This is a genomic window from Oligoflexia bacterium (genome assembly GCA_034439615.1).
GTDB lineage: Bacteria > Bdellovibrionota > Bdellovibrionia > JABDDW01 > JABDDW01 > JAWXAT01.
The window spans coordinates 36,712-59,546 of record JAWXAT010000025.1; the positions used below are offsets into that span (position 1 = coordinate 36,712).

The 22,835-nt window shown below is 38.8% G+C and carries 25 protein-coding genes; 7 read left to right on the plus strand and 18 right to left on the minus strand.

Annotation, left to right across the window (positions count from 1 at the left end; translation table 11 throughout):
• Positions 1-3: 3 nt before the first annotated feature.
• The 6 genes from SGI74_05480 to SGI74_05505 form a co-directional block, all read right to left on the minus strand.
• Positions 4-579 (minus strand): hypothetical protein, encoded by a 576-nt coding sequence (locus SGI74_05480; GenBank protein MDZ4676944.1) that lies wholly within the window; start codon positions 577-579, stop codon positions 4-6.
• 11 nt (positions 580-590) lie between these two features.
• Positions 591-872 (minus strand): hypothetical protein, encoded by a 282-nt coding sequence (locus tag SGI74_05485; protein MDZ4676945.1) that lies wholly within the window; start codon positions 870-872, stop codon positions 591-593.
• Between the two features lie 97 nt (positions 873-969).
• Positions 970-1,821 (minus strand): hypothetical protein, encoded by an 852-nt coding sequence (locus tag SGI74_05490; GenBank protein MDZ4676946.1) that lies wholly within the window; start codon positions 1,819-1,821, stop codon positions 970-972.
• Positions 1,822-1,943: 122 nt separating this feature from the next.
• Entirely contained in the window at positions 1,944-3,269 is a 1,326-nt protein-coding gene (locus SGI74_05495) for a hypothetical protein (protein MDZ4676947.1), read from the minus strand.
• A 97-nt stretch (positions 3,270-3,366) separates the two neighbouring features.
• Positions 3,367-4,701: a PhoH family protein gene (locus SGI74_05500; GenBank protein ID MDZ4676948.1), complete on the minus strand. Its 1,335-nt coding sequence runs from the start codon at positions 4,699-4,701 to the stop codon at positions 3,367-3,369.
• Positions 4,702-4,804: 103 nt separating this feature from the next.
• Positions 4,805-5,338 carry a PilZ domain-containing protein gene (locus SGI74_05505; protein ID MDZ4676949.1) on the minus strand — a complete coding sequence of 178 codons (534 nt, stop codon included), beginning with the start codon at positions 5,336-5,338 and terminating at the stop codon, positions 4,805-4,807.
• Positions 5,339-5,617: 279 nt separating this feature from the next.
• Here SGI74_05505 and SGI74_05510 point away from each other — a divergent pair, with 279 nt between their 5' ends.
• Complete coding sequence (locus SGI74_05510) at positions 5,618-6,205, plus strand: YceI family protein (GenBank protein ID MDZ4676950.1); 588 nt, start codon at positions 5,618-5,620, stop codon at positions 6,203-6,205.
• A 259-nt stretch (positions 6,206-6,464) separates the two neighbouring features.
• On the plus strand, positions 6,465-7,325 hold the full coding sequence (locus SGI74_05515; GenBank protein ID MDZ4676951.1) for a hypothetical protein: 861 nt from the start codon (positions 6,465-6,467) through the stop codon (positions 7,323-7,325).
• A 4-nt stretch (positions 7,326-7,329) separates the two neighbouring features.
• Here SGI74_05515 and SGI74_05520 read toward each other — a convergent pair whose 3' ends face one another.
• A complete protein-coding gene (locus tag SGI74_05520) occupies positions 7,330-8,544 on the minus strand; it encodes a fibronectin type III domain-containing protein (GenBank protein MDZ4676952.1) in 1,215 nt (404 codons plus the stop codon).
• 447 nt (positions 8,545-8,991) lie between these two features.
• Here SGI74_05520 and SGI74_05525 point away from each other — a divergent pair, with 447 nt between their 5' ends.
• The 3 genes from SGI74_05525 to SGI74_05535 all read left to right on the plus strand — a co-directional run bounded on the left by SGI74_05525 (position 8,992) and on the right by SGI74_05535 (position 11,538).
• Entirely contained in the window at positions 8,992-9,816 is an 825-nt protein-coding gene (locus tag SGI74_05525) for a TonB family protein (GenBank protein ID MDZ4676953.1), read from the plus strand.
• A 72-nt stretch (positions 9,817-9,888) separates the two neighbouring features.
• Positions 9,889-10,473, plus strand: coding sequence for a hypothetical protein (locus tag SGI74_05530; GenBank protein MDZ4676954.1), 585 nt, complete (start codon positions 9,889-9,891; stop codon positions 10,471-10,473).
• On the plus strand, positions 10,474-11,538 hold the full coding sequence (locus SGI74_05535) for an aminopeptidase (protein MDZ4676955.1): 1,065 nt from the start codon (positions 10,474-10,476) through the stop codon (positions 11,536-11,538). It abuts the gene before it with no gap.
• 63 nt (positions 11,539-11,601) lie between these two features.
• Here SGI74_05535 and SGI74_05540 read toward each other — a convergent pair whose 3' ends face one another.
• The 4 genes from SGI74_05540 to SGI74_05555 form a co-directional block, all read right to left on the minus strand.
• Positions 11,602-11,835 (minus strand): hypothetical protein, encoded by a 234-nt coding sequence (locus SGI74_05540; protein MDZ4676956.1) that lies wholly within the window; start codon positions 11,833-11,835, stop codon positions 11,602-11,604.
• An 87-nt stretch (positions 11,836-11,922) separates the two neighbouring features.
• The gene (locus tag SGI74_05545) at positions 11,923-12,441 is read right to left on the minus strand and encodes a hypothetical protein (GenBank protein MDZ4676957.1); all 519 of its coding nucleotides are present in this window, start codon (positions 12,439-12,441) and stop codon (positions 11,923-11,925) included.
• Between the two features lie 8 nt (positions 12,442-12,449).
• Complete coding sequence (locus SGI74_05550; GenBank protein ID MDZ4676958.1) at positions 12,450-13,025, minus strand: anti-sigma factor; 576 nt, start codon at positions 13,023-13,025, stop codon at positions 12,450-12,452.
• Positions 13,026-13,028: 3 nt separating this feature from the next.
• The gene (locus SGI74_05555; GenBank protein MDZ4676959.1) at positions 13,029-13,634 is read right to left on the minus strand and encodes a sigma-70 family RNA polymerase sigma factor; all 606 of its coding nucleotides are present in this window, start codon (positions 13,632-13,634) and stop codon (positions 13,029-13,031) included.
• A gap of 251 nt (positions 13,635-13,885) precedes the next feature.
• Here SGI74_05555 and SGI74_05560 point away from each other — a divergent pair, with 251 nt between their 5' ends.
• Both SGI74_05560 and SGI74_05565 read left to right on the plus strand, forming a co-directional pair.
• Complete coding sequence (locus SGI74_05560) at positions 13,886-14,278, plus strand: hypothetical protein (protein MDZ4676960.1); 393 nt, start codon at positions 13,886-13,888, stop codon at positions 14,276-14,278.
• Positions 14,278-15,000 (plus strand): class I SAM-dependent methyltransferase, encoded by a 723-nt coding sequence (locus SGI74_05565; protein MDZ4676961.1) that lies wholly within the window; start codon positions 14,278-14,280, stop codon positions 14,998-15,000. Before SGI74_05560 ends, SGI74_05565 begins: the two co-directional genes overlap by 1 nt.
• 1 nt (position 15,001) lies before the next feature.
• On the opposite strand, the gene SGI74_05570 is transcribed toward SGI74_05565, so the two are convergent.
• Genes SGI74_05570 through SGI74_05600 form a run of 7 tightly spaced genes read right to left on the minus strand, consistent with a single transcriptional unit; the run spans position 15,002 to position 22,798 of the window.
• Positions 15,002-16,048, minus strand: coding sequence for a small ribosomal subunit Rsm22 family protein (locus SGI74_05570; protein ID MDZ4676962.1), 1,047 nt, complete (start codon positions 16,046-16,048; stop codon positions 15,002-15,004).
• On the minus strand, positions 16,032-16,949 hold the full coding sequence (locus SGI74_05575; GenBank protein MDZ4676963.1) for a diguanylate cyclase: 918 nt from the start codon (positions 16,947-16,949) through the stop codon (positions 16,032-16,034). Before SGI74_05575 ends, SGI74_05570 begins: the two co-directional genes overlap by 17 nt.
• A 20-nt stretch (positions 16,950-16,969) precedes the next feature.
• Positions 16,970-18,235 carry a hypothetical protein gene (locus SGI74_05580; protein MDZ4676964.1) on the minus strand — a complete coding sequence of 422 codons (1,266 nt, stop codon included), beginning with the start codon at positions 18,233-18,235 and terminating at the stop codon, positions 16,970-16,972.
• Positions 18,236-18,241: 6 nt separating this feature from the next.
• Positions 18,242-19,393, minus strand: a complete 1,152-nt coding sequence (locus tag SGI74_05585) for an acyl-CoA dehydrogenase family protein (protein ID MDZ4676965.1) — start codon at positions 19,391-19,393, stop codon at positions 18,242-18,244.
• Positions 19,394-19,407: 14 nt separating this feature from the next.
• Positions 19,408-20,484 (minus strand): metallophosphoesterase, encoded by a 1,077-nt coding sequence (locus SGI74_05590; GenBank protein ID MDZ4676966.1) that lies wholly within the window; start codon positions 20,482-20,484, stop codon positions 19,408-19,410.
• Positions 20,485-20,486: 2 nt separating this feature from the next.
• Entirely contained in the window at positions 20,487-21,893 is a 1,407-nt protein-coding gene (locus SGI74_05595; GenBank protein ID MDZ4676967.1) for a GGDEF domain-containing protein, read from the minus strand.
• On the minus strand, positions 21,890-22,798 hold the full coding sequence (locus SGI74_05600) for a hypothetical protein (GenBank protein MDZ4676968.1): 909 nt from the start codon (positions 22,796-22,798) through the stop codon (positions 21,890-21,892). Before SGI74_05600 ends, SGI74_05595 begins: the two co-directional genes overlap by 4 nt.
• Between the last annotated feature and the right edge of the window lie 37 nt (positions 22,799-22,835).

Consider the following 22,835-nt stretch of genomic DNA (forward strand, 5'->3'; position numbering starts at 1 on the left):
ACCTCACTCTGCTGCGGGAGTACGAACAACGGGTGCTGATGGAGTTCCACCAAAAATGACAAACTCGCCCTTTGAAGAAGTCTCAGGACAAATAAATTCAAACACACCCTCTTGCTGAGGATCGATATTAAAAGTTTTAATTTGTCCAAAATAAGTAGCATGGTGCTGGGCAAATCCATCAAGAATAAAACTTACGTTTTTCTTATCTTCATTCACATTAACAACGTGTGCTGTGTAGTGAAGACCTTTGCGAAGTCTAATATTTTTAGGAACAAAACCTCTGGTGGTATTTAAAATTACAAGTTCTTGACGATCAAAAAAACTGGGGTTCACAACTCTTTGTACAAGTGTGTCTAAACGTTTTTCTTTTTTAACTTCACCTGTGTGTGTTGTTTCTAAAGTGTAAGATGAATTATTTGATTGAGGCATTTCAACAGGGCGAGAACTGGGATATCGACTTACCGATTCTTCCGTAGGCGCTGATTTATTTCCACGTCTAGAAAAATCAACATCCCAAGCAGATGCTTGAGTTGGTAAGAGAACCAGCACTATGAGTAGACAAAAATTTTGCCAAACCATATTAATCCCTCTCAATGTATTGCTTCTGAACGCTGTTGGTAATTTGCAAGCTCTCTTGCTACTTCAACAACCAATGCATCCACAACTTCAGCAGGTAATCCTGCAATGTAATTTCTAATTTCAATAAGACTTTGGAGTTCATTGAGTTTTTTGATTGCAACACTCACGTCAGACCATTGTTCTTGAGTTTGTTTGTAAAGAACTTTCCAATCACGTTTGAGAATTGGCTCAACTCGTCCCATTTCATACAAGACTGTGAAAACGCGATCTAAATCTCCAGAAATGAAATCCATGACAAATCTCCCTAGTCAGTTCTTCTTCACCTTCCTTTCGGAAGATTATCTAAGGAGTTAAAGGAGTTGGGCCTAAACTAGTCCTTTGGAAAAAGAATCAATTAGCCTTTTGTGGAGTCGAGGTTTCTGGATTAACGCGGCCGGTTTTGGAGTCACGTGGGGGAAGAAGATAATAGCGAAAGCATGCGCCGATGATGTCTACCTTTCTTATCTCTTGATCTGGATCTAAGTCGGTAAATGATTTAGCACTCCACTCTTTTTCACATTCTTTGTAATTAAGCTCAGTGATTTTTTTGCCTTTGTTATTTTCATCAGTCACTCGTACTGCCTGAAGGCATTCATTAGGATCAAATAAATATTCGCGCTGACGAATAACAGGCATGTTATCGATTTCACCTTTTGTTAAAATATTAATTGCCAGTGGCCATTCGCATAAAACAATTGTCGCATCTTTTTTTCTACGAGAATTTGACCAACAAGTTCCACCCGTGCCGCCGACAACGTTCTTGGGAAACAAAATACTTCCGTTTTCAGCAATACCTTCATCAAGAAGTAATTCCCGTTTAAGTGTGCGCTTATTGCAAACCGTTCTTGAAGCCAACATGTTTGTTTGTTGGCTGATACGCAGCTGATTTTTAAGCCCTCGATTTTCTTCTCCAAGGCCTATAGCTTTATCTTTCATTTGATCAAAGGCCTTAAGAACATCTTCAACATCTTTTAAGACCTTGGGGTTTTCACAATTTTTCTTTTTAAGACAATTTTCTTTCCATGTGATTACTTTTCTCAAAGTGCGTTTAAGCCACGCTGTTGTAAAATCTTGTGGGTCACGAGGTTTGCCTGATGTTTTTGCATCAGCATGGTTGGCATAAAAGAACACCGAAGCATTTAGTGCTATTAAAATAACCAATAAAATACTTTGGCCCATTGCCAAATGTACACGGGTTCTCATGCACGTCTTTTCGGATTTTTAGGAGTAGAACTTTCGCTTATGTAGAACTTTCGCTTATCCACTTACATAAACTTCAATCCGAAAGTCTGGAATTAGAGCTGGATTTTCGTCTATCAAAGCTCTTACAAATTTCTCTCGTGCACAAAAAGCATAGAACCATCATCTTCAACAATAAATCGCCATTCTGGCATTTTTTCTAAAACACGGCTTAACGGAGGAGTACCATAATTTTTGGTCAACAAAATCGCTTCGATTTTAAAGCCATTCATAATTCGGTTAAAATCTTCAAGCGAGCGGCTGACGTAATAGAAATTGTCTCTAAAAAACTCATAGTCCGTCACTGCTTCATGAATAAAAACATTTCTTTTATGATTCCATTTCCAGGCTAAATACGACCCAATACCGTGAGAATTAAATATGTTTCCCTTAATATTTAGTTTTTCAATGGCATCTAATGTGACACTTGGATAATAACTTTCATTGATGCCTAAATAGATTTGATCAAGCGGTGGCACACGCCTGTAACCTTGAGTTGCGAGTAAACCTAAAACTGCCAAACATCCATAAAGTAAAACTGTTTGAGCACTTTTACTCCATTGCATTTGCAATTCTTTTTCCGATGCTAAATTCACACACAACAGACAAAGTAAAAATGATGACGACTCAAGAAAACGAACAGCCCACACGCCTAAGAACGTAAATAAAATAAAAAGCCCAGTCTCATATGAATATAATTTTCGAGGTGTTCTCATTAAAAGATAAAAACAAAAACTAACGAGGGTTAAAAAGAAAAATGTTTCTCGATTTGTGATCCAAACCGGATGCCAGAGAGAGAAATATTCAAAAATATGTTTTTTAAAAAGGCCTCCATCATTTTGCATAAACTCTATTGGCCACGTGATTCCATAAATACCTTTTGGGTTTATCAAACAGGCAAAAAATGAACCAACCACACTATACAAATAATACCTGTGTCGAATGAACAGCAGTGAAAAACCACATATGGCTAAACCCACCAAAAAACCTGGATGTAAATTCACCCAGATTAAAAAAACCAGAGGCAAAGCAAATGTTGTTTTTGAAAAACGAGACTGATTCAAAAATGTGATAATCAAAACAAGTGAAGTCAGTATATTTGAAAACAGTGAGGCTTTTTCATGAAGTCTTGAGGCTGAACTAAAAATCGCTAACAACAATAATACAAACACCAAGGGTGAGTGATATTTTTTAAGACGTGCAAACTTTAACGTGATCACCATCAATGCGAGAATACATAGAGTTTTAAAAATAATTATAAGTGGGTAACCGCCCGCCATGTAGATCGCATAAAAAATTAAAAATGTAAGCCATTCATGCAAAATGTCCCAATGGTATTGTGGAATTGAAAATAAAAAAGGATCAATCGTTGGCCACATGCCCGTAGCAAAATACTCACGCGCAATTGACAAGTAGATAAACAAATCATTTGTCATAATGGGAGCAAGACACAAAATGGTGAAGATGGCCCCCACCAATAGTGCAATTACCCAATATGTCTTTTGCATACTACAAAAGATTGGCTGCGAGCTCAGCAAGTTCTGAGCGCTCACCCTTAGATAGGGTCACATGAGCTGCGATGGCTTCGTTTTTAAAACGCTCAACCACATAGGCAAGTCCGTTGTTTGCAGAGTCAACATAGGGGTTATCGATTTGATAACAATCACCTGTGAGAACTACTTTGGTTCCGGATCCCGCTCGCGTAATAATAGTTTTGATTTCATGTGGTGTGAGATTTTGAGCTTCATCAACAATCAAATATTGATTAGGAATACTGCGACCGCGAATGTACGTAAGCGGTTCAATGTTGAGCATTCCTTGACTGATCAACTCTTGACAACGACCAGCAGCTCGCTTTTGACTCGTACCCGAACCTAAAAGATATTCGATGTTGTCAAAAACAGGTTGCATCCAGGGATTAAGTTTTTCTTCAACGTCACCTGGCAAATAACCAATATCTCGGCCCATCGGGAAAATTGGACGACTCACTAGAAGTCTGTGATATTTTCCTTCATCTAAAGTTTTTGAGAGACCTGCAGCTAGAGCTAATAATGTTTTTCCCGTACCAGCTTTTCCCACAAGTGAGACAAGCTTGATGTCATCATTGAGCAGACAATCGAGCGCAAAACTTTGCTCAACGTTACGGGGGAAAATTCCCCAAACATTATCGCTTGGCTTAATGAGCGGCACCGCAGCTTTTGTTAAACCATTGTATCTTGCGATGGCACTGTGATTCGGATTCGTGATGTCTTTAAAAATAATATATTGATTAGGAGTAATTGCTGGGTCGCTGATAGGCATTTGCTTTTCAGCATAAAAACTATCGATAGCGTCAGCGGCTACTTCATACTCTGTTACACCACTAAATAGATCATCGATATCGACTTTTTGTGGTTCGTAATCTTCAGCCTGAATGCCAAACACATCGGCCTTAATACGAAGATTTGTATCTTTTGTTATGAGCACAACTGGGCGTGGAGGTTTTTCACGCTGGAGTCTCATTGCCAAAGCTAAAATTCGATTATCAACTTTGTTTCGCTCTAATTGTTCAGGTAAAATATCTGAATCGTTATCTAAATTTACAAAAAAGTAGCTGTGACTTTTTTCAAGTAGCACACCTTTACTTAATGCACCCTTTGATCGAAGTACGTCTACAAATCTAGAAAACTGGCGCGCATTACGACCGTTTTCTCCTAGATCTTTTTTGAAACGATCCATTTCTTCAATTACTGAAATGGGAATGATGATATCAGCGTTTACAAATTTGAAAATTGCTTGGGGATCAAACAGTATAACGTTGGTATCAATGACGAAACGTTTTCGGGCAGCGGCTGTTTTGCTCAATAATCCTCCCTCTCGACTGACTTCTTAATTAGTCCCGGACTTGGAACATAATTCAAGTTTTAAATGAGAGTAGAGAAATATAGACGCGAGAGGTCAAATACTATCAGTCAACTCGGCCCATTTGACGATCGCCATTATCTTTTTTAGCAACTCGAGCAACGGCTTGGAGAAAATGCATGAAATGCGTGAGTGTCTCGTAAGACTCATCATCTTTTTGCAAAATTGTTCCATGACGTAAAACTGCGCCATGATCAACTGCACGGACATTGGCGATTTTTGCTGAATAACTAAAGTAAGTGTCATGACTTAAATAAATACGCATGGTGACAGCTTCACCAATGTTGAATTGGCCAAGTTCTGAGGGTAAGTCAAAGGCCAAACCACCAGCTGAAATATCATAGATTGAAACAGGCTGTAGACCGAGTTTAGGCAATACAATGAACACACCAATAAATTGAGAAAATACAGTACGGGTTACTTCACGGCGATCTTGATCTGCAAGCTGATCACGACGCTTTGTCATATCAATAATAGGAGATGGCTCATGCTCGATCTTTTCGATGTCATTATGAGTCGCTTTAACTTTATGTGAATTTTTATGCTTATTGAAGTCTATTACATTGGATTTAACTGTCATAAAAAACCCTCCCCTGGATTTGTACTGTAACAACTGCCTTGTGATTAATTATTCGGAAGATTTTGTAGAAACTTTAGACACTATTAATCTTTTGACTAGAAAAACTAGACCTCGAGGGAAACCTAGGTGGAATCAAATGTTACACAATAAATTCATATACTTATTATAGGACAAATAATGCGACGCGCGGTAAGTGAAGGGGGAGCTTTCTATGCTTGCTTACGTCATAGCACTAGAATATTTTTTGAGTGGCATATATCAACATTGCTGGAGGCGGTAATGATTAAAGTTCTAAGCGTGGTGGTTTTGATTTGTTTTTGGACTCTGACTTTATTTGCGAATCCAAAAACAATTGTTGAGCTTGGTAAGGGTGATGGCCATGTTGATTTTCATGCAATAGGTAACCCAAGTTCTCTTAAAATTCACGGAGTTGGTGGCAAACCAACGGGTCAAATTATTGTTGAAGAAAACAAGGTTTATGGAACAATCATTTTTTTACTCGATACCCTTGATACAAAAATTAAACTTCGCAATGAGCACACTAAGAAAAAATATCTTGAAATCGACAAATACCCAGAAGCAAGACTAGAGATTACAGAGGTAAAGTTTCCGGGTCCGATACCTAAAGGAGATTTTTCTTTAGATAATTTATCTTTTCAAGGCAAACTCACAGTTCATGGAGTTACTAAACCGGTAGTTGGAAAAACAAAAATCGAGAGAGAAGGTAATACTATTTCAGTAGAAGCTGGATTCACTATAAAAGTAATAGATTTCAATATTAAAACACCTTCATTTGCTGGGATCACCATGGCTGATAATGTCAATATTGAAGCAGTCTTTACCGCACCCAGCACAACTGTGAAATAATATTTCGTGAAAAAAACCCTGATTTATTTATTTACATTATTAATGCTTCAACTACTGAGTCCGTCGGATTCTTGGGCGTTTGCTGAACTAGTACGTCATGGTTATTCGAATTGTATAAGCTGTCACTCAAGCCCAACAGGAGGCGGCGTACTCACACAATACGGTAGGGCATTATCAAAAGAGCTCTTAAGTACGTGGGGGGGGGTTTAGTGGTGAAGAAAGATTTCTTTATTTTATTAAAAGTCCTAAGTATTTAAATATTGGAGGTGACTATCGTACACTCCAAATTACCAAAACTACCCCTCGAACTAAAACTGATATTACAATTCCAATGCAACGTGATCTTGAAATCGGTATCAAGCTGAAGAAGAAATTTGAACTCAACGGAACATTCGGATATCGCGACCCTGTATCTCCAGAAACTAATAACTGGTTTAGTAGACGACATTACCTGACCTACCATATTAATGATGAAGTCTCTGTAAGAGCTGGCAGGTTTTATCCGGCTTTTGGTATTAATATTCCCGAACATACTTCAGTCATACGCAGGGGACTTGGCTGGGATCAGGGTATGGAATCATATAATCTTGAAGTCGCAGTACTGGGTGAGAAGCATAATATTTATCTTACAGCTATTGCGGGGCGGCCTGACCTTAATCAGCTTTATCGAGAAAAAGGTACAGCTCTCTCATACGCATATCAAATAAACGATACAAGCAAAGTAGGGGCAAGTTATTATTATGGTGAGAGCGATCCCATAACGCATCATTATGTGGGTCCATTTGCAATACTAGGTTTTACAGAGAGTTTTTATCTACTTTCACAGTTTGATATGATGAGAAGTTTTCCGTACACTTCAACAGAAGCGCAATATGGTTATTTAGATTATCAAAAACTTGGTTATGAAATATTCCAAGGGTTTCACATTTTTCTAACACAAGAATTTTTGCAATCAGATATTAAAAATAATATTACAAGATCTGATATTTATGGCGCAGGTATACAATTTTTTCCGAGGCCACATTTTGAATTTCAGGTTTATTTGCAGAAAAAAATAACTGCACTTGATACATCAAACCCTACTGATATTTTAGGTCTCTACATACATTTCTACTTATAAAATATTAATTATTTGGCGCACCACTTTGGATCCACGTTCTTATGAGTTCGAGCTGCGCCTGTGTCAGAGCACCACTGCCTACGGGCATTGAACCCGACAAAGTTCTTTGGTATAATTTACTGTTATTTGGATCAAAGTTAACGACACGGGTGATAGTGCCTGCAAAAGTATTTGTAGTGTACCCACCTGAAGGATTTGAACCTCCATGACAACTATTGCATTTGGGTTGTAAAATCGTACTCGAGATTAAACTGAATGTTCCAAAAGTCGTAGCATTTGAAGTCGCAGTATAACTCGAACTACCCGCTGAATTTACCGCTTTAACTTTATAAAACCGGGTAGTACCTGCTGCGATGCCGGTGTTTGAAAATGACGTCGCCCCAGCCGCGGTTGTTGTCACTACAGTGAAAGTGCCACCTGAACTGCTGGCACTCTCAATTGTGAATCCAGTTTCATTATTAGACCCATCAACCCAGGTCAGATTAATCTGTGTAGCTGAAAAAGCCACACTTGAAAGCCCAGAAGGTGCTGCAGGAGCCGTGATTGCCGCAGCGTTTGTAAAGGTATTAGAGATATTTGAAAAACCAGATCCACCAATACTATTTACAGCTTGCACACGGTAAAAATAATTTGTAGATGCGGTTAATCCTGTATCAGAAAAATTACTGATATTAGAACTCACTGAATTAATAAATGTAAATGGACCATTACTTACGAGTGCTCTTTCAATATTAAAAGTGGTTTCATTATTTGAATTATCAGACCAAGTTAAATTTATTCCAGAAGATGACACAGCTGAGGTTAATAGATTAGTAGGAGCTATCGGCGCTGTCGTTGGAGCGGCTAATGTGACAGCAGTAACTGTGTTTGAAGTTAGAGAATCACCCAAAGCATTAAAGGCACGAACCCTATAGAAGTAAGTAGTTGATGCCGTGAGGTTGAAATCAATTGTACCTGTAGTATTTGCTGCAATATTTGCAATTTGTGTGAAGGGCCCGTTTATATTTGTGGCACGTTCAACTTTAAAGCCGCTTTCATTATTTGCGTTATCAATCCAGTTAAGTGTAATTTGTGTATTGGTGATTCCTGAAGCTGCGAGAGATGACGGTGCAATAGCTTGCGCGTTGGTGTCGATCGTGTCATTGAGTGCTCCGGCTTGAATCCAATCAAATATGGCCTTCACATCAGAAGAATTAAGTATTGGCCCTCCTTTGGGCATAAGACCTCTAGAAATTTGAGAATAGAGCGCACTTGCATTTGCATCAAAAGGCTTAACACTACCACTTTGAATCAGAGTTGCATATGAACTGAGATTGGGAGAAATACCCGCACTATGACAGCTACTGCATTTAGGTTGTAAAATGAATTTGTTAATTTGACTATATGTTGGTGTAGCACTGCCAAATGACGAGGGTGAGTTAATACCTTTGGGTCGCCCGCAGTTTTGAAACGAAACGAAACAAAAATAACCGTAAATACGAATAAATAAATAATTTTTGATAATGACTGCCTAATCATCAAAATTCCTTAATCGTACTAAGCCTAGATACTCATAGTATAGACCCCAGCCTGTACTCGTATTCGGCAGCTTTCACTAAAAACTTTAGTTTTATTTTTAATCTGTCTTAACTTGCAGACTTTAGTCTTGACGCATATAATAACCGCGATGAGAATTTGGCTTATTTTCTTTGGTACCAGCTTATTAATCCATCTTACAGTGTGGACTACATTTGTACGCCCCTATGATCCACTCGCTTTGCTTGAACGCCAACCCATCGAAGTGAGCATAGTAGAAGAACAAACCCTAGCGCCAAAAACCAAATTTAATAGAACCGTTAAAGATCTTTTGCCTCCATTAGAAATGCTCAAGCCCCTTGATTCAAGTGTTGCTACTTATCAAGGTCATCGTGATCAGCGCGTGAAAAAAGAGACAGTAGCCCCCAACTATGGGCAAGACCGAAATAAAATTTCAAAGGCACAAATTGGTGGAACAAATATCGTTGAAGAATCAAAAGAAGGGTTATCAGCCCAAAAAAACCGTCAATCATCGAAGCTTGGAAAATTAGGCCAAACACTTTTTTCAGATGGACCCTCTTACACACAATATTTGCCCGACACAGAAACTGGTCCAGTAACAGCTCTCAATACAGAGCGTTTTGTATACTCTAGTTTTTTTAATCGCATCGAAGAAAGATTTATGCCCACGTGGCAGCGCAATTTTCAAAACACAATTGCACGCAAATCGGATGCAGAACAGCGCCAGCTCATAAATCAACAGCGTTGGGTAACACAGGTTGAGGTGATTTTAGATTCAAAGGGTTACGTAGAAGATGTTATTATTTTAAACAGCTCTGGCTCCGCAGAACTTGATAATGATGCAGCTCAAGCTTTTTTAGAAAATAAGTATTATCCAAACCCCCCTCAAAAAATGCTTAAAGAAGATGGTAAAATTCATCTCATGTATAAAGTTGCTCTACATACAGACAGATAATAAACCCGACAATAGTCTACACCCTCAACAACTGGTCTGAACGTAAAGTATAAACCCTGCTAATCTTAATAAATGATGCGGACATGGACGTTGGCATTCACACTTTGTAGTCTTCTAATTTGGTCTCCAATTAGCCAAGCCGGTGTGTTTGAAATCAGTACTACAGGCTCTTATCGAAAAACAAATTTTGATGCCACAAATAGTACCGCAATGGAGAGTCTTACCGGAGCCATTGCTTATTATTTTTGGGAGCTCAGTGCACTTCAAATGAGTTACACACGTGGTGCTGCTAGCCAAGTGCAACCACAGTACACAGCCTATCAGACGTTTGAAGCTTATGGAGTTGATATATTAATCACGGTGGCAAATCGAGAAAGTATTTTAAAGCCTTACATTAAAGCAGGTGTTGCCTACACAGCCAAAGATCTTCGCACATTTATTCCGGTACCCGGTTCGAGTCCGATAATATACAACACATTGACTGTACAAAGTTTTGGACTCTCCCCCACTGCGGGTTTAGGATTTAAACTAATGATTGGTCAACAATTTGCGCTCAAAGCAGGAGTCGATGTCTCAACTAGCCCATTACGAAAAGACAGTAACGAACCCACCACCTATGACTTCGCCCTCAATGGCGGTGTTAGCTTCATGTTTTAGATGAAAAGTGCAGGAATTATTTTTAGATATGTTCTTACAGTTTTGAGCGCGTTTGTACTTTGCGGCTGTCAGATGGGCTATATTGTGCAATCAGGTTATCACCAAATGGGACTACTCATTAAAAAGAAAAATTTTGAGCGAGCCCTTGTTGACCCGCGCATCGATGAAAATACAAAACGTAAAATAAGACTTGTTCAAGAGGTGAAGAAATTCACTGAAGAAAAAATGGCCATGCCTAAAACACGCAACTATGACAGCTTCGTTTTACTCGATGATCGCTATGTGGTTTATGCAGTTACTGCGAGCTATAAAGATCGTCTTGAGCCGTATCTCTGGAGTTTTCCAATCGTGGGGAAAGTTCCATATAAAGGCTATTTTAAAAAATCAGGAGCAGAAGAAGAAAAACTAGAACTTGAAAAGCAAAACCTTGATGTCATGCAAAGAGGGGTAAGTGCTTACTCAACGCTAGGATGGTTTTCTGATCCGCTTTTATCAAGCATGACATCTAATGAAGACGATTGGTTGGTAGAAACCATCATTCACGAGCTCACCCACGTAGCAGTCTATATCAAAAGCAACGCAGATTTTAACGAACAGCTCGCAACGTTTGTAGGAAACAAAGGAATGGAGCAGTTTTATTTTCAAAAACAAGGAGCTTCATCACCAGCTATTTTAAAAGCAAAACAAGTGGCTGAAGATTCAAATACTTTTAGCCAGTTTATTGGCCAAGAAGTGAAAGCGCTTGAAGACTTTTACGCCAAAAATAAAAACTCACCAACACTGCTACAAGACCGCGAGCAACAATTTAGTAAAATCAAAAATAACTTTGAACAAGGCTGTAAACCCAAACTTAAAACCGATAGTTATAAATATTTTTCTCAACAAAAACTAAACAATGCGGTGCTCATTGGGTATAAAACTTACTATCAAGATCTTGATGCATTTGAGAAAGCTTACCAAAAAGTGGGTGGAGACTGGAATGCCTTTATGAAATTTTTTGATTCGATTAAAAAATTAGAAGACCCCTGGAAAAATCTTAAAGAATTCAACATGACACCAAAATAAAACCCGCAATGAACTTGCGGGTTTTTCTAAATTATATTTTTAAAATTCTTGCTGAGTAAAAACTTATCGAACCTTATTTATCTGATTCAAGAATTTTTGATGACGTTTTTGATCAGCTTCTCTTTGTGAATTCATAAACTGCTGTTCTGTATCTACCTGTTCTAAATAATTAGCTGAGAAAACTTGATCTTCGATTTTTGCTTCTGCTGGTGTGCGTGTATCGGCATGAGCTGTTTCAGCCAGTGCTGTAACTCCAAAACCAAGTACCACTGCCGCCATCAATATTAATTTACTCATTAATAACCCCTTTAGTTCACGTTTTGGCTGCCCCACTACACAACCTACATATGTATGACAGGAGTGGGACAATAAAGGGTTAATGTATTATTTTTCTTGAATCACTTCTGGATCTTTGAATGTTTTATTCTCTACGGCTTTAGTTTGGCCGTGAGTTAAAACGTCTTTAAATTTTTGAGTCATTTCTTTTTTGAGCAGGACGTATTCTACAAGTTTTTTATGGCCAAACATCTTGCCCATAACTTCCATTTCATTTGATTGAAGGGCATTGTGCTGTTTCAATACCTCTTGATACTCTTTCAACAGTTTAGTCGAGGTCGCGGTATCAGACTTTTTCTTTTCTAATTGATCAAGCAAAGACTCCAAGCGATTACTCACCTGAGTCTTTTTATCACTGATTTTTTTAAATTCACTATTAAATTTTATTTCTTCTGTAGGAGTAAGTTGCAATCGATCAGACACGCGCCATACAAAAAGCTGCTCAAGACGTTGACGCATTTTATCAGCTTTATCGTCTTTTGAATTTTGAGCAAAAATCGGAAACCCCGCACAAACAACCACAGTGGCTGAGACAATCAGCAGATGCACAGATCTCAGTTGTAACATTGGTTCTCCTAGTTCAATTCTTCAAGCAATGCACGTGCTTCTACGTCGGACATTGCGCTCAGTCTTTGAGCTGCTGCTTCCATAACCATGTCATCCGAATCCTGGTGACTCATAATTACGCTGTTAAAAAACTTTGGATCGTTTGCCGCTGTTTGAGCAAAAAACTGCTCTTCAGCACCCAACTCAATCTGGAACTGTGATGTTTGTAATTTATTTCCACGAAAAGGATTAACGAAGAGCGTGCCAAATACAACTATGAAAACCGCGGCTGCAGTAAATGCCATTTTCTGAGTTTGGCTTTTCCATGAATAAGCAGGCGATTCAATGTATGTCTTATTAATTTCAGCCATGATTTTGTTTTCTAATCTTTTGAAAGCAAGATCATCGGGAAGTTGTATCTTGTGAGGCTTAATATTTTTTCGTACTAGCTGAAGTGCCTGTAAAGTTTTACGACAATGGCCGCAATCTTCAACGTGCAGTGTTAAATCAGCACGAAGAGTCTGGTCAAGTTCACCCTCGACATAATCAAGCCATAATTCTTCATCTACTTTGCAAATTAAATTTTCCATACGATCTGTAGACACAGCTCACTCCCGATTCGGTTCAGTATTTATGGTCGAGTTTATATTTTCTTCTGGCATCAACCAACGACTCGCATCGTCACCGCCCTTGGCAGTGAGAACCTTCTTTAACTTCAACACGGCGTGGCGATAATTTGCTTTCGCTGTGTCGTAAGGACAATCCATAATTTGTGCAATCTCTTGAAAACTCATATCTTCAAAAACTCTTAAAGTTAACGCCATCCTTTGTCGGTCTGGCAATTTTTGTACTTCCTCGTTGATAAACCCTTGTACTTCTTTGTATTCAAAATCTGCTTCAACTTTCGAATCTACACTCACAATTACATTCTCAATATCTAAATCCGTGTTCGACTGAGCGCGAAGTTTATTTTTACTCGTGTTAATGGCTATTCGAAAAAGCCAACTCTTAAAACTACTTCGCTCTTCAAACGTGTGCAGCTTCTGATAAGCCTTCACAAGACTGTCTTGCACAACATCTTCAGCGGAGCCGTGGTCTCTAGTGAACCGTAAAGCCAAACGGTAGAGAGCCTTTTGATGGCGCTTCACCAACTCGGCATACGCGGCCTTGTCCCCCGCTTTAACTTCTTTGACCAGGTCTATATCAGCCTTCATACTCCCCTAGCCTTAGGTCTGACACATGGGCTCATTAAATCGGTTAATCAAAATTCGCCATGGGCCTAAGAGCAACCACTATTTTACATGAAAAATGATAAAAAAATCCAGTGTTATTAACATGTTGCATTAATATCTATACCCTAGACTTTTGACCTGGATTTTTTCTTAATAAGCCATAGAGTAAGGTCAATATATTCACTTGAAAGGACCATATGGAAACCTCAACTCCCAGTAAAACTGGAGTAAAATTGAAAACCAAAATTTTACTAATTTTAGCGCTGTTCGTAATTAGCACATTAACATTATTTTTAGGTTACCCCCGTGGCGCATCATTAATTTTAAGTTACCGCAAAGAATGTAAAGTGATGAGAGTCGAGCCCTTTCTCAAAGGAATGATTAGTGTAGCGCCTGGGCAAGCTCAAAAATTTTCAATCGTATGTGACGACGGTTCTGTTTGCCGCGCTGAAGACACAGGGTTTGCTGGAGTAAAAGCTGGAGACGTCATTGAGTTTCGCGGATTTCCTGAATTTGGTACATTTGAAGAATTTGGAAAATGCGATCACGCCCAATTAATTCGATTACAACCTTTAAGCAATGCAGCACCACCGGCCAATGTAATTCCTGAAAGCGGAACTCCTTAATGAATGAAAGTTCAATTCCTAAACCCGTAGGACGCGCCCCTTTTGCAGTGAAACTTTTAAAGCCTAAGGCTAGCGATCGAGTTCTTAATATCGGCTGCTTTGATGGCGGATTAGAGCTTCACTATCTTTTAGGAAAAGTAGAATCATTTAACGGCATTGATATGAATGCCACAGCAGTAGAAAAAGCATCTCACTGGAGTTCTGAAATTTTTGGCAAGAGTGTATTTCAAGTTGCAGCAGCTGAGAATCTTCCTTTTGCTGACAGCACTTTTGATAAAGTTTTGTGTCTTGATACATTTGAACATGTAAATGACGAACAAAAAACAGCCGATGAGATTTTTCGAGTTTTAAAACCTAGTGGAATTCTCATTTTATCTGTTCCCCATGATTTTTTAAATTTTTTAGATCACGATGAACTCACCCGTGGACCAAGAAATTTCGTACGTAAATATATTAAAAACAAGCCTCTCCTTGATCACCCCAAACATCGCCATTACTCAGAGGCAGATTTAAAAAAATATTTTAGTAAATTCGAATTTGAATATGTGCATAAGTGTGGAACACCCGTTTTTTGGAGCTTAGCTTTTGTACAATGTGCCATGGGATTACCAGAAAAAATCACTCAGCGCATTTCAACCCTAACTGCACCTTTAGAAAATTGGGATTACCGCACAAAGCTACCTACGGGATTTAATATATTCGTACGAATGCGAAAGACTTAATCTATTCTTTAATTTTCTCAATTACCTCAGGAATAATAACCCGCAATTCATTACTCCCTCGAGGCTCAACATCACCAACTCGCAAAAGATCTCCGCGCTTAAGTTTAAGAGAAATTTGATCCCGATGAAGCCAACTTAAAAATTCTCTCGAAGCACCTCGGCATATCAACTGCCTAGTTTTACCCTTTTCCTCTTGCTCATCACCGACAACACGAGTCATGCCCATTAAATTTTTTGGTGCTGGCTCGCGAGCAAGGAGTAAATAACTTAATGTTAATGTGTCATTTTTCATTGGGAGATGTTTCTCAAGCTCCAAAAACCAATGGGGCTTGATCCAGTGAATACGATGATGGCACCAATCTTTTCCAGAATGGGCAATCAAAGGACAAGGTTTTTCATGAGTACAGGGTGCCCAAGCATGCCAACCTTGTTCAATTTGTTGATCTCTCCACCAAAGCAATTCACGACCTGCTTGATGAGTACTGGGTTCAATCACGATTATGCGTTTTACATACTCAGGAATTTGAGGCCAAACTCTCACTTCATTGAGCACATAACTAAATATAATGGTGTCACCTTTAACGGCTTCAAATTTTGATAGTGGTTGATGAAATGTCTTGGCATTTAGTTCAAAAAAATCTAGCCAATTTTTATATTCATCTAATGCAGCTGCTGACTGATCAATGCCTGAAAAATGTAATTCTTTAGCTTCAGGAAATTCAGCATAGAGCCCCCATGTGGCAGACCCAGCCCCACATCCCCAATCAACGACATTTTTAGCATCTTTTAAAAAACGCCTGTGTTGAGCTTCACGAAAAACTGAACGTGCTCTTAAAAAATTCAAAACAGCAAAATAACCAATGTATGCGGCTCGAAAATCTTTGTTATCCCAATACTTTTCAGAGGCTATTCCTTTGATAAAGAGATTTGAAAGTTTACGAACACTGTCGGCTAATTTTTTAGGATCATAGAGTGAATGATTAAGAGCTTGCAGTCTTTTTTCTAAAATTGTTTCAAAATTTGGTGGGAGCTCAAAGAGTGGAGACACGGTTACGTCCCGAACCCTTGCTCTTATACAAAGCTTGATCTGCTTTTGCAAAGAGTACTTCAGGAGTTGGAATTGTGGCATCCATACAACACACGCCCAGTGAAACGGTCACGGGAATTTGTTTGTCGCCAAATAAAAACTGCTGTTTTTCGATAGTGGAACGAATTCTCTCAGCAACATCACATGCACGTCGTAATGGACTTCCATAGAGTACAACTACAAACTCTTCACCACCATACCTACCAAAAATATCACCTGAACGAATCAATTGATTTTTGACAACACTTGCAACTTCGCGCAATACATAGTCACCGCCTTGATGCCCATATGTATCGTTTACTTTTTTGAAATGATCTAAATCAAATACAATCAGCGATAAATTTGTATCAGTTAGTTTTGCTTTTTTAAAACTTTCTTCCAGATGCGCAAGTGTTGCGGCCTTATTGAAAATTCTTGTGAGCCCGTCAGTTGTGCCACGATCATAACTCGTTGCGTGGGTCATGGCTTCAATTTGACCTTGGCTTAAAAATTTAAAAATAACGTTACCAAGTTTAATTGTATCGTTATTTTTTAAAAGTGTTGGGATATGTGGAACAAGTTTGTTGCTATCCACTTCTGTTCCGTTGGTTGATTGCAAATCGATAATATTAACTTGCTCACCGTCGATTGTGATCTTTGCATGTTTTTTACTCATGCTTTTTTCATCAAGATGAATGTCACATGTGGGTTCACGCCCGATGATGATTTCACTTTTTCCAAGGGGCCATTGTTTTCCCATCACACCAGTTGGGCCCATGAGTAAAATCAATGCAGGAGGTGCATTTCTTGCTTCGTCAAGACGTACTTTGAGAGTATCGCCATCAACGACATTTGTTTTATCAAGTCTGTTCTCGTCTGACATAATTTAAGTATAGATGTGCATTAACTCTTATTCAAGCTTTGGTCTTTGTAACGCGTATCACCAAGTGTTCCCAATGTAACACGTTTCACAGCCTCAACGCCGGGTTGATCATGTGCATTTACATTGAGACATTCGCCCAGTGTCGCAACCAGCAGTTCAAATATAAAAATAAGTGCGCCCATAGTCTTGGCATCATGCTTTTTAAAAACTAGACGTATCGTTGAGAGATTAAGGTCATTGAGAATTTTTTGCGTCGCCGTAGCTTCGATACCCAAAAGTTCACCAACACTTTTGTTTTTTGCCAAAAATAGTTTTGAACTGATGATTTTTTTAATTTTACGAGAAGTTTCACTTTCTTTGCAGCGCAAAAACATAAAGCTCTTATCGCGAGCCCCTTCTGTAAATTGTTGTAAAAGTGAATGTTGGTCAGTTGCACCAATACAAGTGAGCGGAGTACTTGCTCTAGGGGCAACTCCACCGTCGCGTGTTTTTGCTTTAGCAAGACTTTCGGCCCATAATTGCTCGAGCCAAAGACCAAATGTTTTGAGTCCGTCGACATATGACCAAAAAATACTAATCCATTCTTCACGCCGAAACGAACTGAGATAAAAATCACACAATCGAGCAATTAATAATTTCTCACCCTTTACCCAACTCGCCCCTTTAAGCATTTTTTTAACATCGACTCCAGCCCATAGAAGTGGAGCTAAACCCACAGCAGATAAAACTGAAAAGCGGCCGCCCACATCAAGTGGGACTGATAGACTTGGCAAATTAAGATCAGCGGCAATCATTTTAAGAGTGCTGGGTTTATCTTCGGTAATAACAGTAATGTGATCTTTAATTTTTATTTTTTTCGCAGCTATCATTTCAAGAATATGTGCAAGTTGAAATAGAGTTTCTGAAGTTTCTCCACTTTTAGAAATAGCTAAAAAATGTGTTTTCTTTAAATCTAATTGCCCCAGTCGATGTTCAAACGAATAACCATCAATATTATCGAAAAAAAGTACTGTTTTCTTAGGTTGTAAAAAATCATAAACAGCTTTTGCACCTAAACAACTGCCTCCGATTCCTAGAACACAAAGAGTAGTTTGATTTTTTTTAACTTTTTTATACCAAGTTTGAACTTCTCTTAAGATTTTCTTTTCTTCTGGTAAGCGTACCCAACCCATAGAAGTCTCTTTAAGGTCAGATTTTTTTAAAACCTGTTCAACTTTTTCTAACAAAAAATCAGTTGTTCTTGGGGTTTCTAATGAACTTTCAAGCCAGATATAGGGTGCACTCATTTTTCACTACCACTCGTGGTTAGGGTCAATGTCTTTAAGTAATTCTCGAGCAATGATAAGCCTCATGATCTCACTGCTTCCAGCGCCAATTTCCATTAACTTTGCATCGCGCATATAACGCTCAACAGGATACTCTTTGGTATAACCATACCCACCTAATATTTGAATCGCATTCATTCCAACAGTCGTTGCCATTTCAGCAGCAAATACTTTGCAAGCTGCAGCCATGCGACCGGTATCCTTGCCATCATCGATAAGTTTTGCACATTCAAATGTCAAGGCGCGACTGGCGCGGTAATTCGAAAAATTATCAGCAATCATTTTTTGGATCATTTGAAAACTACCGATCGGCGCGTCAAATTGTTTTCTCTCAGTGGCGTATTTATTTGAATACTCCATTGCTGCGCGCGCACAACCATTACTAATACCTGCAATAGTGACACGCTCTATATTTAAGTTACGCATCATATGCTTAACACTGCCGCCAACTTCTCCAACAAGATTCTCAACAGGCACTTCACAATTTTGAAATACTAATTCTGTAGTTGGGCTACCGCGCATGCCTAACTTATGAAGCTTTTTTCCAACGCTGAAACCCTTAAATGTTTTTTCAATAAGAAAAGTACTAATGTCGCGTTTTTGTGGACCCGTTTTAGCGTAAATCAAAAAGAAATCACCTATAGAACCATTAGTGATCCACATTTTGGTACCATTCAAAATATATTTATCACCTTTGCGTTCGGCTTTAGTTTGCATACCAAGTGCATCACTCCCCGCGCCCGGTTCACTCATACCCATTCCACCGATCCACTCGCCACTGCAAAGTTTAGGTAGGTATTTCTTTTTTTGTAGATCGTTTCCATTTGCATGAAGATTGTGAACTGCAAGTATTGAGTGAGCTAAATACGAAAGTGCTGTTGAAGCACATACAGCTCCAATCTCTTCTATCACAATTGTTGCAGCAACAGTGTCCATTGCTGCACCACCATATTGATCGCCGACTGTGATACCCAAAACACCAAGTTCGCCAAGTTTATTAAAAAGACTTCGATCAAAAGTTTCATTTTCATCACGATCAGCTGCTCCTGGCGCAATTTCTTTTAAAGCAAATGCGCGTACAGTCTCTGCCAGCATTTCATGCTCATTATTAAACCACATCTCTCATGACTCCATTAAATAGCGACGTCTACTTCAACACGGTAGTGGCCCCGCCACTCTTTTAACCGCGCTCGGGGCCGTCCACCCTCAATAGGATATTCAATAAGGACATATGTCAATTTTGTTATTTTTCCAAGGCTTGCGATGTCTAAACTTGTTAATTCCGTCCATGTGCCTGTATTTAGATACTCCTTATTGCTCCCCCACTGGCGGTACATATATACATGGGTGTGTCCAAAAATAACCGTGTGAACACGATCATCAATGAGTATTTTTCGAGCAGACATTTCTAGATCCGGATAAACTGCACTTTCCTTAGCAATTTGCAGATGAGTTTTAAGGGAAAATTCACGCTTACGATTTCTGCCAAGCCCAGTTGTAATAAGATGCCAGATTAATCTAACTACAGTACGTACCGTAAAAGTAAATTCGTTAATAATCCCCCAGCGGATGAACGTATGAAAGGGACGTACTTTATCTACATGGGGCATTTCTTGCTTCACTTTTAAAACAAAGTTAATGAAAAAATAAGAAGCCCATGGAAGATTTAAAATTGGTTCAGGTAAATCGCGCTTTAAGAAAAACTTTTTAGGATTTATACGATTAGCGGCCTCATGTTGATGTCCGTGCTCAATATGAACTCCATCAAAAAAATATACGATGTTTTTAAAATTAATACGCGTGCCACAAGCCTCATCAAGATAATCACGAGTTTTTTGCCACAACATACCTTGATCATGGTTCCCCACTACATAGGTAATACGTTTATGTGTTCTGGATGCAAACCGCTTGAGTGATTCAAAAACGCTTCTATGACCTTCAACGATGGATTTCACTTTATACAGATCAATTGACTCAGTGATGACTGTAGTATGATGACCTTTATAATCAGTTTGTATAAGATTTAAAAAGTCGCCGTTGATGATAATCTCAACATCATCTTCAGAAAATTCACCAGTAGAATGGTAATCGAGAAATTCTGCGAATTTATCATCGTAATAAAATTCTTCAAGAATATTGAGCGAGCCATCTGGCATGATGTGCCCTTTGCCAAGATGAAAATCGCTGACAACTAGTTTTATTTTTCTCATAGCTAACTTGCGACGAAGACTACGTTTCGTGATTTATTTTTACCGCGATACATTGCTCTATCTGCGATTTCAATGATTTGTTCTTTAGTTTGAGCGTGATCAGGGTATGTCGCTATACCGATACTCAGTGTCACTTGTACCTGCACACCATTTACATCAAAGGTATGAGTTTCCACGTCTTTTCTGATTCTTTCAGCAACAATGAGTGCTTGTTCACTATTGGTACCAATGAGTATTGTCATGAACTCATCTCCACCATAGCGAAATCCATAATCAACTGTTCGTATGTTGTTATGAATTATTTTCGATAACTCTACTAAGACACTGCTACCAATAAGATGCCCTCGTGTATCATTTACGCGTTTGAAATGATCGATATCCATAAATAAAACAGAGAAACAATTATTTGTACGCTTGCAACGTTGAATTTCTTTATCAAGCACCATCTTAAGATAACGTTGATTATAAAGATCTGTGAGATCGTCAATATAGCTCATACTTTTTGCATCAGCAAAATTCATGACGTGCTCGAAATGCCTTCCAAGAACATGCATCACGTGAGGCATTGTTGTTTCTAATGCCGTTTCACCATAATTTGCAGGCTCAAGCATTAATATATAACCCAGTATTCTATTTGAGCGATGCCCCGTTAATGGAATGAGACAAAATGGTTTTACATCACCCTGACCCTCCAAGTATGTGCGGGTTTTTCGCAACTCCCAACCTGAAGGCAAGAAAGGGGTCATTTGATTTAAAAGTGTACTAAATTCTTGATCAGTACAAGGTTCAGAAGAAATAACTTTATGTTTGGTTACTTGACGATCATCTTCAGAGCTAGATAAAGATGATACCTTCCACATTTCTTGAAGATAAAAACCATAACTCCCGGGCTGTAAAAAGAATGCATTTTTTGATTTAAATTCAGTAGCAAAAAACTTTACAACTTGATGCTGCAAATGTGCAGGGTCTAATGAATCAAAAAGTACATCCAGATTTTTATGAATCAGAAGTGATTTTTTGAGCGCAATGTTCTCACGATGGAGGCGGCTCATAAATAACAATTTACCTACACGTCTTAGAAATTGTTTTTCAGGCACAAGATGCATCATCTTTGCATGAAAAGGGCCTTTATGATTGTCATGAAAATCTTCTGACTCTGCACCCGTTGCAAAATGCACACTTGGAAAATCTGGATCTTTTGCATAGATGGCATTACAAACATCCCAAAATGTTTTTGTGCGATGTGCAGTGTGGATAAGTAATTCGGCATTGTTGATATTAATCTCGTGAAAGGCTTCTTCGGGCGTTTTGGGTGAACAAATAACATACCCAGCTTTTTCTAATACAGCTTTGAGTCTGCGACTTGTCTGCGGTTCATCATCGAAAAAGAGAATTCGCCCTTTTGTCATGAGCCCACCGCTTTTTTCTTATCCTCTACCGCATCCCCAGTCTCTAAAACACTTAACGCTATACGAATCGCTTTTACAGTACGATGATTGCGATCATAGAATTCATTAAGCTTCGCATTCATATCAGCTGATTTAGCTCTAAAATTATCCAGCTCAAAATGCAATTGCTCAAGCTGACGCTTCATATGAAGAATCATTTCATCTTTTGACTGTAGCAATGTAACACTTTCTGCTTTGAGAAGTTCTTGACGATTCTCTAATTCTCTTTCTCTCACACGAACTTTGCGTAAATCATTTTGGAATCGCACCTGAAGCTCATCAACTTGTCTTTTATAATCGCCAAGTTCTGACTCACGCGCAGAAAGACGGCCCTTAAATACTATTTTTTCTTCTTCTAAAATTTCAATTCGCTCTTTGTGTTTGCGCTCATTTATCTCTTGTTGCGCTTTCATTTCAGCAACGCGGCGCTGAAGTGATTCGCTTGATGAAAGTAATTTTTCAGTTTCATCACGAAGATTATCGCGTTCTCTTTCAAGAATTAATATTCGAGCTTGTGCTACGCGGATGGCCTCAGCACCACCAACAAGGGCACTCACTTCATTTAAAATTGCTTGAGCACGATCCGGGCCTGATGATCCGGGAGGTTGAAGATTTGTATCACTAAATTTATAATCTGTTTTACCACTAGAACTGGGCCGAATAGTTTGGGGCGTGTCTTTTGGAGTTGGACTTGTCTGATGAGCCCCGGCAGGTGTATCGCCATCAACTAAATTTAAAGAAAACTCCGCCGGTGACCGTACAGTTTTATCCTCTACGATCGGCGTTTCCTTCGGATTTTCTCCACCCTCTTTGAGCAAGAATTCTACAAGCTCTTGAGCGAGGTCAGTCTTTTTAGTTGAACTCATTCAGTATGCTTATCGGGAAATTACGGTAAGGGTTGTA